General features: G+C 55.9%; 8 protein-coding genes and 1 pseudogene. 3 read left to right on the forward strand and 6 right to left on the reverse strand.

Annotated elements, in window-relative coordinates; genetic code table 11:
- Positions 1 to 10 precede the first annotated feature (10 nt).
- On the forward strand, positions 11 to 610 hold the full coding sequence (locus PhaeoP97_RS08580) for a L,D-transpeptidase (RefSeq protein ID WP_072504725.1): 600 nt from the start codon (positions 11 to 13) through the stop codon (positions 608 to 610).
- 397 nt (positions 611 to 1,007) lie between these two features.
- On the opposite strand, the pseudogene PhaeoP97_RS08585 reads toward PhaeoP97_RS08580, so the two are convergent.
- A pseudogene (locus tag PhaeoP97_RS08585) lies at positions 1,008 to 1,731 on the reverse strand (IS5 family transposase).
- Positions 1,732 to 2,275: 544 nt separating this feature from the next.
- Between PhaeoP97_RS08585 and PhaeoP97_RS08590 the strand changes: the two are divergent.
- The gene (locus tag PhaeoP97_RS08590) at positions 2,276 to 2,623 is read left to right on the forward strand and encodes a hypothetical protein (RefSeq protein WP_072504726.1); all 348 of its coding nucleotides are present in this window, start codon (positions 2,276 to 2,278) and stop codon (positions 2,621 to 2,623) included.
- 441 nt (positions 2,624 to 3,064) lie between these two features.
- On the opposite strand, the gene PhaeoP97_RS08595 is transcribed toward PhaeoP97_RS08590, so the two are convergent.
- The 5 genes from PhaeoP97_RS08595 to PhaeoP97_RS08615 form a co-directional block, all read right to left on the reverse strand.
- Positions 3,065 to 4,822, reverse strand: a complete 1,758-nt coding sequence (locus PhaeoP97_RS08595; protein ID WP_072504727.1) for an O-linked N-acetylglucosamine transferase, SPINDLY family protein — start codon at positions 4,820 to 4,822, stop codon at positions 3,065 to 3,067.
- 886 nt (positions 4,823 to 5,708) lie between these two features.
- A complete protein-coding gene (locus PhaeoP97_RS08600; RefSeq protein WP_072504728.1) occupies positions 5,709 to 9,092 on the reverse strand; it encodes an error-prone DNA polymerase in 3,384 nt (1,127 codons plus the stop codon).
- Positions 9,089 to 10,570 (reverse strand): Y-family DNA polymerase, encoded by a 1,482-nt coding sequence (locus tag PhaeoP97_RS08605; RefSeq protein ID WP_072504729.1) that lies wholly within the window; start codon positions 10,568 to 10,570, stop codon positions 9,089 to 9,091. The genes PhaeoP97_RS08600 and PhaeoP97_RS08605 overlap by 4 nt, the downstream gene beginning before the upstream one ends.
- The gene (locus PhaeoP97_RS08610) at positions 10,512 to 10,961 is read right to left on the reverse strand and encodes an ImuA family protein (protein WP_338048692.1); all 450 of its coding nucleotides are present in this window, start codon (positions 10,959 to 10,961) and stop codon (positions 10,512 to 10,514) included. Before PhaeoP97_RS08610 ends, PhaeoP97_RS08605 begins: the two co-directional genes overlap by 59 nt.
- Before the next feature lie 771 nt (positions 10,962 to 11,732).
- Complete coding sequence (locus PhaeoP97_RS08615; RefSeq protein ID WP_157891239.1) at positions 11,733 to 12,212, reverse strand: hypothetical protein; 480 nt, start codon at positions 12,210 to 12,212, stop codon at positions 11,733 to 11,735.
- A 203-nt stretch (positions 12,213 to 12,415) separates the two neighbouring features.
- On the opposite strand from PhaeoP97_RS08615, the gene PhaeoP97_RS08620 reads away from it, so the two are divergent.
- Positions 12,416 to 13,063, forward strand: a complete 648-nt coding sequence (locus PhaeoP97_RS08620) for a HEAT repeat domain-containing protein (protein WP_072504732.1) — start codon at positions 12,416 to 12,418, stop codon at positions 13,061 to 13,063.
- Positions 13,064 to 13,625 lie beyond the last annotated feature (562 nt).

Raw genomic sequence — 13,625 nt, forward strand, 5'->3', positions numbered from 1 at the left:
AAAGGAGAATATGACCATGTCTCGCATGACCCGCCGCGCCGCCCTCACCGGGCTTGGCGCTACATTGGCCACCCCGGCGCTGTTGCGCGCACAGTCGAGCGACGCCTTTCCGGCGGTCGAGCCCAAGATCGAAACCGAAATCCCGGTCAAGCGCAATATCTCCTCCTTCCAGCAACAGGCCTGGCAGGACCACTTTGATGAGCTGGGGGTGGGCTGTATGCTGGCCGATATCTCCTCACGTGCGCTGCATTACTGGGGCGGCGATGGCGTGACCTACCGGCTGTTCCCCTCCTCTGTTCCGATGACGGAAGAATTGACAAAACGCGGCTATACCGAGGTTGTGCGCAAGGCCAAAAACCCGTCGTGGACACCAACGGCCTCAATGCGCGAACGCGACCCGACCTTACCACAGCGCATGGACGGCGGCCCCGGCAACCCTCTGGGCACCCGCGCAATGTACCTCAGTTGGCCTGCGTATCTGGTGCATGGCACCCACGACACCCGCAAGATTGGACGTCAAAGCAGCTCTGGCTGTATCGGGCTTTACAACCAGCACGTCGAATCTCTGTACGATATGGTAGAGGTCGGCACCCAGGTTCGCCTGCTCTGATCTGCCCCGCTGGCGAAGGCTGCGTTGCATTTTGGGGCGCACGCAAATTCCACGCTGTGTTGATCCAATGGACGATCCGCAGGGAACAGCTGACAGCAGATCTCCAAGGCAGATAGAATGCCCCGTTGGGGGGATCGGAATTAATTGGAAGGGTAAGCACAGGGTAAATTTGAACGTGGCCTTTGGGTGTATCGTGAAAGCCCTGTGTTTACTGGCAAACCCAATTGGGCGGTTCTTTCCACCCTTCGGGCGCTGCGGCGCAAAATAGATTTTATGACTGCCGTTGATTGCCGCATGATGCCAGATGCGGAAACAAATCCTCTCACCATTCGTGCATTGAGGTGGCTTTGTTGCGCAAATCCGTTGATGGGCAGGCTTACCCTTTCCCCGGACGGACTTATCCTACGGGCTCTGTGACTGGTATGCCCGGAGCGGTGTAGCGATTGAGCGCGGCGCCGCGGATTTGGACTTCCGCGACTTGTCTGTCAAAGTCGCGTGCCATGAGTGACTGGCCAAGAAGTTTCACACAGTTCATCTTGCTCTCGACACGGCTTCTGCGGTGGTATCCGCTCCATCGCCGCCACAGGGCGCGAGCCAGGTCTCGCGACGCGTTGACCGCTTCGTTCCGGGCCGCGGCCCCGGCGCTTGTGGGCTTCCAGAGTTTGGCGTTCTTGCGGGGCGGAATGACGGCGTCGGCACCACGGGCAGCAATCGCGTCGTGACATTTGCGCGTGTCATAGGCTCCGTCGGCGGTCACTGATCCGCTGTCCTGATCAGACGGCATTTGCGCGAGCAGTTCCGGCAGCATCGGCGCATCACCAACATTACTGGTGGTGACCTCGGCCGCCCGAACTTCCAGCGTTTCCTCATCAATCCCCATGTGTGTCTTACGCCGAACCCGGTCGTCTGTCGCAGCGGCATGCCGAACAACATCTTCAAGGTCAGGCAGGTCTGGATTGCAGCGTCGCTGAATTGCTGTTGTCGGCCCCGCTTGCCGCTCGGCAGCGGCACCCAGACCATCTCGGGATCAAACCAATCGAAAGTGATCCGCGCCGCTTTAGTGCTGTGTTTTACGAAGGCCAGTTCCTGGTCTTGTATTTCGTAGGGGCCCAACTGTTCATACCAACCAGCTATCACACTGAATTCACGCAGTGAATCCCTCATCCGATTTGCGCAACAAGGCCTGTTTTCAACATCCTGAAAACACACCGGCTTTGTTTCGTGGATAATTGGGAAAATAAATGTTCCAGCCCGGAGCGATCCTGCATGAGGTGATTGACGGATCGTTTCGCTCTATGGGCACCACTTTTGAGGCCTGATGCCGCGAAAATGACGTGCAGTCCAGCACTGCACGCAACGCCACATATGGTCAGTCCTCTGGCCGAGCGGCGAGGAACTCCGTGAGCGGATCATTGATGCCGCAGGCCGCGACACCGTGAAAGCCGCTTAAACCAAGCGCATGGTGATGGAGGCCTCCCGCTTAAAAAGTTCCTGCCCCGCTATGGAGAGCGGGGCGGCAGCGTAAGCGCGGACGGGCTGAACAGGCCGCAAGGCCTGCCTGGACTGCGGGAATAAGCGACCCCAAGCGGCGCGCAGCCGTCCCCTTTGCCAAGCGCTGTGCAGCCTGCCAGCAGATTGCAGAAAGAGCGGTGTAATCCATGCGTCATGCACTTCACCAATTCGAGTGGATCGAAGGGGATTGCTTTGAGCTGGATCGGGTCCAGCCAAAACAACCGGCTAATCAACCTCAAAATAACCCTGAGAAATGGCTTGCCAGTGTCCAGCTTGAGAAGCTGCGGGAGTTTCGCAGGCGGCAGTTCACAAGGCCCTGTCTCAACGCATCTGCGCGACCGCGATCTGCTGGTGCGCGAGGAGCGCACCGGACGCCGGCGCGGCGGCAAGACACTGCAAGTTCATGTAGACAGCCTGCCTGCCGATCTGCGCGAGGCCGGGTATCTGGAGCGCGGGGTTGTCCTGCACGAAAAGCCCGATGCGGAAACCGGCAACAGGTGATACTGCCAGAGCAGGCGTATCAGAATGACGCCAAATTTGAGGCCGATTTGGAATTGGCGCGCTGGCGGCATGAGGTGATCCGCCCGCTGTTGGCCCTTGAAAAAGCAGTCGGCAGGATCCGATCCGACGGGCCGAGGGCCAGGCCCTGGTTGTCGGACTGCGCCCCAGTATCCCGCCGCTCTGGTCGATCACCGAAGTGACCCACTGACTGGGCAGCGGCGGTTACACCGCCCAGATCCGGGGGAACTGCCAAAGCGCGAGGGATGACCTGACCGGCGCGCGTTCAAATTTTAAATGCGCCCCAGTCAAAAAATTTCGGGCCAGTCCAAGAGTGCCCCGGCGCGCGTTTTTTTCCACATCAGCCGATAACTCGCGCGCCTTATGGACGGCGGGCTCTGTTCTACACGCGTCCAGATCGGTGGGCGGTTGAGCCGATCCCGACTACGGTTTACCCTCCGCCAAGCTCAGATGATCCGGCTTCAGCCCGTCGTCATAACGAAGGATCGCCTTTTCTAGCAGGGCTTCGAAATCCCGGACATATTGCTCGGTATCATACAGCGGCGTGGTCGGGATATTTCCTTTCAGTTTTTCACGCAGCTCCTGCCGCTCTTCCGGCTGGGTGGCCAGCCGCAGCGCCAGCGCACGATACTCCTCATCCGTATCGGCGATCAGCTCAGGACAATCGACGGCCGTCACGATACTCGCCGCGACCCGGGCCGCAAATTGCTCTCCCGGTTTGGTGACCACAGGCACGCCCGACCACAGCATCTCGCTCGCCGTGGTGTGGGCGTTACAAGCAAAGGTATCGAGGAAGATATCCGCCAGAGGCAGGCGCGCCACGTGATCCGGTGTGCTGCACCGCCCGGCAAAGACGATCCGATCCGCAGGCACCCCGCGCGCTGCCGCCTCTTTCAGGATATTGGCGCGCACCGCATCGTCGGCTGCCAGGAACCACAGTACGCTGTTGTCCACGTCCTTCAGAAGTCCCATCCAAATATCGAATTCTACCGGCGAGACCTTGTTGTGGTTGTTGAAGGAACAAAACACCACCGCGTCCTCCGGCAGCCCCATTTCGGCGCGTGTTGGTTTGGTCTCGGGATGATCACGGCTGTTGTCATTCACCTGATAGCAGTTTGGCATATAGAGAATTTTCTCTGAGAAATGGCGCCGCCCTTCTTGTGGCACGGTAACCGCATCGGCAAGGAAGTAGTCCATCGTCGGCATGCCTGTGGTGCTCGGATACCCCAGATAGGAGATCTGCACTGGCGCTGCCCGGAAACCAAATATCGCCGGTCGGGCATGTTTAGTGTAGCCTTTCAGGTCAATGGCGATATCGAGGCCATCCGCCCGCGCCAGTTCGGCCACATCCTCATCTTTCATGTTCTCGATCTGCCGGTAACAATCTGCCGACGTCAGAACGCGCTGACGCATCACGTTATCGGGTTGTGCACTGTAGTCGTAAATGTAGATTTCGAACTTGTCCCTGTCATGCAGCTCAAAATGGCGCGCCATCAGGAACATCGTCGCATGATTGAAGAAATCGCATGAGAAATAGCCAATCCGGATCTTACGACCAGCCACAGGAGACCGGTCGAATTTGCATGCAACTTTCCGGGCCGAGATTGCTGCCTTTTTCTTTGTCTTGATCACCGCGCGTTTCTTCTGGAATGCCGCGTCATCTACATACAGAAGCGTGGTGAACGGGTCACCATTGGCCGGATCGTTGTCAAGGATCCTCAGCTTGTTCTTCTGGTCCTCATAGACCGCCCAGTCGCAGAGATTCATCTGCGACTGCACAAGCCGCGAAACATTCATCGCATTTTCCGGGTCCAACTGATACACGGCCTCGAAAAAACCCACCGCATCACTCAGCTTGTCCATCAGGAACAGAATGGTCCCGATCGCGCTCAGCCATGTGGGGTTGGTAGGCTCCAGCTTGAGCGCACCCATCACATGCTTCAGCGCCAGCTCGTATTTCTTCTCCTGCATGAAGCTAGACGCAATCTCTGCGTGCAGCGTGGCATTGTCAGGTTCAAACATTAGCGCCTGAGTGGTCAGCTCCCGCGCGCGTTGGTAATCCGCCTCCACAAAGGCCCGTCCGGCCTCGGCCTTGAGCCTTTCGACCGGCGATGCAACTTGCGTCTCCAGTTGGCGACGCCCCGATTTCGAAAGATGTTTGGTGCGCAATGGCTTGTTCATCGAAAGACTGCCCTCAGCTGATCATCCGTGGCTATGATGCACGACGGTTTTGACAAATTTTGATCAGTTTGATGCAAAATGCCTAAGAAACGGTTCATCAAGGTCCTGCACGAATACAACAGCACATCGGAGTTCGTCCTTATGTCCCCACTGTTTGGAGGCGCTTGATATTGCAGTAACCGGAAGACACCGGCGGAAATCGGGCAAACCCGGATAAGCTATAGAGAATACGTCTTTCGGAAAGATTATTACGGTATAGTCCAAAATGGCGTTTGTCCTGTTCAACCTGAAAATTGGGCTGGCATCAGGCGAATACCAGAAATCGGGACAGCGAAATTTGCAAATTGTGTAGGTCGTCAAATCAAGTCAGATCCGAAAATGACTTCCAGAAATGCGATCGTCAAAGGTTCACATTTAGGATTCACTCGCCGTATTTTTATCGAGCCCCGGCATAGGCTTGCAGGCCAGCACCTCGAATAATGCCGCCGTTTTTCACGCGCAAAATGACGACATGCTGCTTAGCATGCCAACCGTTGCCGACAAAAGCCGATGCTCCCCCCAAAAAACACCCGCACCAAAGGACACGACCACCAAGGCAATATAGAGCAACGACCAGAACATGAGCGTGGACATAACCATCTGCGAGAGCATTGCTTCGAGGGGTTATGTTCCAAACACCTCTTCGGATCATTGAGCCTCTGCGCCTAATGGGGTGGTCCCAATGGCTGCAGCGCGCGCGTATATCGAACTGAAAAAGGAGGTTCCGGCTTAGGCCGGGGCTTCCCCTACCCCAGCAAGAACTTCAAACCGGCCTTTGAAACAGTTCGCTGCGAACGGCAGAAACGAGCCCAATGTTCAGGATGCTGCAGGCTGCACGAATGTCGGCTTAATGAAAGTCCCTACTTGGAAACAGCCGCTTTGATTGGTCTCGTGGATGCATGGCGCGGGCGGGGTAGCGGGATCCTTTGGGAGTGTCGTCCGTGCGAGGGCCTTCGGTGGTGAGCGCTTCTGGCATTGGGTGGCCGAGTTCGGAGAGCTTGTAGGACATATCGCAAATCTCCTGCGCGATCAGATGCACGACGATGCCTTCGCGTTGCAGATAACCCCGCACACGCAGCAAACGTGCCCCCATCACGATGCGGCGGAAACGCTCATAGGTTTTGGGCCAGACGACGACATTGCTGACCCCGGTTTCATCCTCAAGCGTTAGAAAAATCACTCCTGATGCGGTGCCGGGGCGCTGACGGGTGATGACAAGCCCGCAGATTGTGTGCCGCCCCAGGGGAACATCCTGAAGCGCGTTATGGGGGGTAAGGCCCGGTATGCTGGGGCGTAGCAATTCCATCGGATGAGCGCGCAAAGAAAGGCGGGTGGACACATAATCCTCAACCACCTCTTCGCCCAAATGCATTGTGGGTAGGGTGACCTGTGGCTCATCGATGCTTTCGCCATCAATCGGATCGTTAAAGAGCGGCAACGGCTTTGCGCTGCGGATCGCTTTGACCTGCCACAAAGCATCACGACGTGTAAGGCCCATGGCGCCAAACGCATCTGCTTCTGCCAGCCGTGCCAGCACATCAGGACGCAGGCCCGCCCGCAGCCACAGGGTTTCTGGTGTGGGATAACCATTGCCCCGCGCGGCCACGATCCAGCCAGCATCTTCTTCTTTGAAACCTTTGATCTGGCGAAAGCCAAGACGGAGCGCCAATGCACCATCGGGGCGGCGTTCAAGGGTGTTGTCCCATTCTGAATGGTTCACGCATATGGGACGTGTTTCGACACTGTGATCCCGCGCGTCGCGTACAATTTGGGGGGGGGCGTAAAACCCCATGGGTTGAGAATTAAGCAGCGCGCAGGCAAAGACTGCTGGATGATGGCATTTTAACCAAGCTGAGACATACGCGAGCATGGCAAAGGCCGCCGCGTGGCTTTCAGGAAAGCCGTAATCGGCAAAGCCTTCGATTTGGGAAAAGCAGCGTTTGGCAACGTCCAGATCATAACCATTATTAAGCATGCCGTTGATGAATTTGTCCTCAAACGCGCCGATAGTACCCATACGCCGAAACGAGGCGAGCGAGCGGCGCAGATGGTCGGCTTCTTCGGCAGAAAACCCGGCCCCCACGACAGCGATTTGCATGGCCTGTTCCTGAAACAATGGCACACCAAGCGTGCGTCTTGTGACCTCTGCCAGTGTCGGGCCAAAGGGTTCGGGCTGCTCCAGACCCTGACGGCGTTTGATAAAAGGTTGCACCATACCGCCTTGGATCGGGCCGGGGCGGACGATGGCAACCTCGATCACCAGATCATAGAATGTGCGTGGTTTCATCCGGGGCAGAAAGTTCATCTGAGCACGGCTTTCGACCTGAAACACTCCGACCGCATCGGCGATGCAGAGCATATCGTAGGTCGTTTTGTCTTCCTGCGGGATCGTGGCGATGCTGAGGGTTTGACCTTCGTGTTCTGACATCAGATCGAAGGCTTTGCGCACACAGCTCAGCATACCCAGCCCCAGCACATCGACTTTCAAAATCCCCAACGCGTCGATATCATCCTTGTCCCATTCGATCACCGTGCGGTCCTTCATCGCCGCATTGGAGATCGGGGATAGCTCATCCAGGCGTCCGCGTGTGATGACAAAGCCGCCCACATGCTGCGACAGATGCCGGGGGAAGCCGATAATCTCGCCAATGAGCCGGACCGTCTGCATAAGGCGGCGGTCGTCAGGGTTGAGGCCGACCTCGCGGATGCGGTCCAGATCCAGCCCGCCATTGCTCATCCCCCAAATCTGGCCTGACAAACCGGCGGTGACATCTTGAGATAGCCCCATGACTTTTCCAACCTCACGGATCGCGGCACGGGTGCGAAAATGGATGACGGTTGCACAAAGTCCGGCGCGATGTCGGCCATACTTCTGGTAAATCCACTGGATCACCTCTTCACGCCTTTCATGTTCGAAATCGACGTCGATATCGGGCGGCTCGCCTCGGTGTTTTGAGATAAACCGCTCAAACACCATCGAGATCATGTCCGGGCTGACGTCAGTAATACCCAAGAGATAACATAGGACTGAATTGGCCGCTGATCCGCGCCCCTGACACAGGATCCCCTGTGATTTAGCGAATTGCACAATGTCATGGACTGTCAGGAAATAGGCCGGAAAGTTCAATTCCCTGACCACGGCCAGTTCTCTTTCCATAAGACTGACCGCTTTTTGTGTCGGGCCATCTGGATAACGCCGTGTCAGACCTTCACGGGCCAGCCGCTCAAGGCGCGTTTGGGGTGTTTCTTCTCTGGTATCTTCATGAGGATATTCATAGGACAGCTCGCCCAGATCAAAACTACATTTGTCGGCAATCTCTAATGTGCGGCGTATTGCGCCCAGATGATTGCGAAACAGCTGCGCCATATCCTGACCTGCTTTGATCCGCCGCTCAGCATTGGGCAGGGCGCGGGTGCCTATCTCATCAATGAGCATATGATCACGCATACAGGTCAGCACATCGGCCAATTGCCTGCGGGAGGCCCGGTGCATCAGTACATCCCCCACGGCAACCATCGGGGTGCCTGCCTTTTGCGCCGCTTCTGCGCAAGCTGTCAGATAGGCCTGATCGCTGCCGTCATAACGGGGGGCGGCCCCGAGAAAAGTGTGATTGGGGAAATGCCGCCGCATGTTTTGAATGTCCGGCACAGCCTCTTTCAGCCTCTTTTGCGGCAGGGCGATCAAAATCATACCCTTGCACGCGGGGATCATGTCCTTGCTGTAAAGTTCGCAGTCGCCTTTCCCGGTACGGCGTTTGCCCAATGTCAGCAGACGGGTCAGGCGTTGGTAGGCCGCCCTGTCGCTGGGCAAGGCGATCCATTCTACTGAACTGTCGCGCAGGACCAAGCGACACCCGACGATCAGTTTGGGCAATGTCGCCGAGATGGGCTTTACGATGGCTTCCCCCGATCCCACATCCTGCCGCGAAGACGCATCCACACGTTGTTGAGATCGGATTTTCAAAGTCTCGCTTGTATCTCGCCGCAACTCCTTGAGCGCCGTCCAGGCCCGGACAACGCCAGCCAGTGAATTGCGATCCGTGATGGCAATCGCGGATAGGCCCAGCTCTGCGGCGCGCACGACCAGCTCCTCGGGATGCGAGGCCCCGGTTAGGAATGTGAAATTGCTGGTGACACAAAGCTCTGCATAGTCTTGCCGCCGCATCCGCATATCCAGCATATCCCTTTGATACGCCTCGACCGGGCGGTGCGTGCGATTGATCTCAATCATGGGAATTCCCCCTGCACGAACCACCCCGGATTTTGCGGTGTATAAAATAGCCAGAGCCGTCGCCCCTGTGTGGTGTCGATCCGCCAATAATCGCGCAACCCCGACCGCCAGTTGTCGTCCTCAAACCACCATTCAGGCGCAATGCGTTCCGGACCAGTGGCACGGCCTGTGGTCAAAGACATGTGCCGCCAGCAGAAACGTGTCGGCGGATAGCGTCCACTGGCCGCTATTGGTTCTGGGGCGAATAAGCACAGCGGGCGCGGGTTTGGGCAGGCCCAGTTGCTGGCGGGTTTTGAATAGGCAGCGGGTGCCACGATAAAACTGCGCTCTGGAATATGACTATCAGCAGGCAGGAACCGCTGGATATTCTCCAACCTGACCCTTGTACCAATCCGGGTAATAAGGTCATCCAATTGCCCTTTATTATTCTCCATTGAACCATATGTGATCTGTTGAGCTGGCAATGCCTCAAAATGTGTCGCTTCAAGCCTCATTTGGTCGATCCCAAAACCGGCATCCACCTCAGCCAGCCCCCTTTCAAAAAGGGGCAGGATACGATGGGGATCGTACAAAGGACGTGCCAGACGCAATTCAACCATCTGGTGATCCTGATCTACCCGGCGCACTGTGAGTTTCAGCACCCGCGCGCCCACGTCATGCGCTTTCAATTTAGCGCACAGTTGGGTCAGCAACCGCTCTGTCCCCGCCATCACATCGCTGATCAGCCCAATCGGTTCCGGCAATGTCATGCGCACGCCGTAATGGGGCGGGTCTGCCAGTGGCATGATCTCTTCGGGTTGTTGGCCCAAGGCCTGATCCAGCCGCATCAGCACATCAGGCCCGAACCGGCGGGTCAGCGGAGCCCGTGCGGCAGAGGCAAGCTGCCCAATTTTGCGAAACCCCAGCCGGTTCAAAGCTATCGCGGTTTTTCCCTCAAGCCGCAAAGCCGCTATGGGCAGGTTTTGCAACGCAGGCAGCATGTCACCGGCGCGCGCCAGCCCCTCGCCATGATGTGCCAACGCCCATGCTGCGCCGCGCGTGTCTGCCAAGCCAATTTGCACCGACAGGCCCGCCCGCATCAGACGTGCGCGCATATCGCTTAGCATGCGGTCTTCGCCACCAAAAAGATGTGTCGACCCGCTGACATCCAGCACCAGCCCATCCCGGCCTTCCACCCCAACCCAAGGGCAGTACCGTGTCGCCCAACGGCGCAGAATCTGCAAAAAACGCTGCTCTTGCGGAAGATCAGCCGGTGTCGTTTGCAAAGTGGGACAAAACGCACGGGCATCCGCATAGGACATGCCCTGATGCAAACCTTGATGCGTGGCAGTGGTGTTGAGGCAATAAAGCTTATTGGTGTTGTTCTGTTTGAGCGTCAGGGCAAAAGGGCCATCCAGCGGACAGCGCCGCAGAACCCGGTCACTCGCCAGTCGGGGGAACCACAATGAGACGACGCGACGTTGGATCCCATCGAACATACCAAACACCTAATGTTCCTGATTTGTTCTTAATAAGCTCCCACTTTTGTAGAGTCGAGTCCCATGGGCTATGCTTGGGATCAAAAACAGGCGTACAGCGCCAACGTGTTTCAGCAGCATTGCTGCCCATGCCTTCAGGAATAATAGCCAAACCAGTGGATTTTCCGTCACGCGCCGCAAGCTGCAAACGCCGCCCCTCAGTCAGCCCCAACGGTTTGTTAAGAAGGACCACGACCAATGACACAGCGCCCGATCTAAGCGCCTCTTCGGCAACGGCCAAGGTTTGCGTTTGGTCTTTGGTGTTGCAGAGCGTCAAATCCGATGGGGCAATGAATGCAGCGAACCCATTCGGGTTGATTTGAGTGGGATCCCACGCTTCACGCACCCACATACATTGTCCCCCAAGCCGCGCGGCAAGCATAAAAGCAAAAGCATATGCACCAGATCCGCAAACCTCATGCGTGCGGGCCCTGGAGGGCGGAAAAAACCGTAGATCGGAATCGTGCATGAGGAAACTTTAGCACCCGATGACAGTGTTGGAAAACGCTTGTGTGTCACCATAGCTGACATTGGTCTCGCCGCAGCGAAAGCTAACTTTGTTCCACGTTGTTGCCTTCTGGCTCACTGCCAACATGGGTCCGCAATCGCTGTGTCGGCTCGGTTCCAGCGTTCCAGCTCTTTAAATGACCCTTTTAACGCCCTTTAAAACTCTCTGCCGCCCCGCGGTCTTTTAACGATTTGGGCGGCGAACGTTCAAGTTTGCAATGGGAAGTGTCCCGTAATGCAACGGGAAGTGTCCCACACTGCAAGGCGAAGTGTCCCGCTACAGCTACAACAACAGCTGTTAGGAGACACTTCATATTGCAGTAACCGGAAGAGGCCGGAGGAAGCCGGATCAACCCGGATGAGGCATAAAAAATTAGGTTTTCAAGACGGCACAAAGAGAGCCTACCAAGTTGGCGCTTGTCTTTCGCAACCTGAAAACCGCGCTGAAAACCGTCGGATATCAAAAACCAAGACAGCTCGAGTTGCAAATTATTCGGGTCCACCTGCCCCAGTATTGCCTGGGCTAAGCTCATATGGCGGGCTTCACAAAGTGTGACCAGCGACCCGGCGCAGACCTTCGTTCCTGCTAAAGCTAAGGTCCGCTGCGAGCCCAAACCTACTCTTGTTCGTCGGCGTCCCAAGCGGTCTGCCAGAATGAAACCTGATACTCCCATAACTCTTCAGGGTCATCTGGAACGTAAAACTCAACCGTGCAAGGTCGGTCTGGAAATTGGGTTTGTAGCTTAGCCTCCCACATTTCCTTTACGATATTCCCGACGAAAAGCAGTTTGTCTGCGGATAGATTATCGTCATCATGGATATGTAGATCGGCCAAATGCCAATGGTTTAGAACCCACTCAACTCCTTTGGGTGTTGAACCTGCTTGGTTTTCAAAGCCTTCAATGTTTTCTTTGCTTACGCCTTCGACGAGTATGTACTTCCCCACAGCTTCAAATCTTGGCCACAGAAGAGCCGCGTAGCCGACTGCTAGCCTGTAGTTGCCTTCGCATTCCGTCCAAGTTTCAAGCGGTATCCCGGCACCGTTGTTCCACGCTCCAAGTTCGTCAGTCATGCTTTTTGGTGTTTGATGTGGCATTTCACCGATCCTTGCTCTTCGCAACAGCGATAGGACTATTGGACGTAAATCGTCAACGGCGGGAAAGTCCCGCTCTGCCGACCTTGACCTCTGGTTTCAGTCCCGGTTTGGTACGCTGGCGCGGCCAACGGCGGCTCTGAGCCCATTAGTGTCTGATGCTGCGTGGTGCATGAATGGCGGCTAAGCTCATTTAGGTTGAGGCCATGGACAGTTCAGGCTTTACTTGGGCCATGATATTTAGGAACGAAATCAAACAGTTTAGAGACTGGGCGAGCAGAGTTGGGCATCATTCTGCGGAATGGGAGCTGGAGTATCCAAACTGGCCCCGTTTTGAAGCAGCAGTCTTTTCGTTCTTGAATGAAACGGACAGCGCAAAATGGGAAGCGCAAGATTGGCATGACCTGCTCTACGCAGTTGCTCGAGACAATGAGTGTGAGAAATTTATTGAGAGAATTTCTGAGGATCAGTCCCTCCTGAAAAAATTTGCATTTGAAGCTATGAAATCAGACGAAAGTGATGCGAAATGGCAGGTAGCGGAATGTCTGGGACAGGTAGGAGACCTCGAGTTCGCTGAACCTATACTACTGCTTTTTGTGGATGATGCAGATGAGTATGTCCGTCGACGGTCGCTGATGGCGCTTTCAGCCCTTGGCTCCAAAGAAACTGAAAGACTGGCAATTTTGGCATGGGAGACGGGTCGGCTCTATGCAAGAATTGGGGCACTACATGCCCTAAGCAAGATCGGTTCTCCCAGACTCGAACACTTCTTAGAGTTAGCAAGACAGGATGGTAGAGCACACCTTTTGGCCAATGCATCAGAGCTTCAAACAGAACACAAAGTGCAGGATTGATATTCGGCTTAGATGGCTGCACGCGTCCAATCGTTTCCTTAATACAGACATTGGCGCAGCCGCAGCTAATTGGCGCTTCGTCCCACGTTGTTGCCTTCTGGGTCACTGCCAACATGGTCCGCAATCGCTGTGTCGGCTCGGTTCCAGCGTTCCAGCTCTTTAAATGACCCTTTTAACGCCCTTTAAAACTCTCTGCCGCCCCGCCGTTCTTTAACGGTTTGGGCGGCGAACGTTCAAGTTTGCAATGGGAAGTGTCCCAAAGCCGCAGCGTCAGATTGGGGAAGCCGAAGTCTCGGAGCTGGCTGGGCACCGGGTTTTGGCCTAAAAATCAGAGAAATCACAAAAATGAGTTGCTGCAACGCGAAGTGTCCCGCTACAGCCAAACGTTTGCTGCATGTTAGGAGACACTTGATATTGCAATAACCGGAAGACCCCGGATAAAACCGGAAGATACCGGATGGAGCCATGTAAAAAAGGCTTCACGAGGTGTTTAATAGAGTTTGAAAGCCAGGAAGGCGTTGTCCTTCAAAGAGGGTCTAAATCGCTCAAACCGAGACGATAG

Origin of the sequence: Phaeobacter porticola, from assembly GCF_001888185.1 — a bacterium.
GTDB classification, from domain to species: Bacteria; Pseudomonadota; Alphaproteobacteria; order Rhodobacterales; family Rhodobacteraceae; genus Phaeobacter; species Phaeobacter porticola.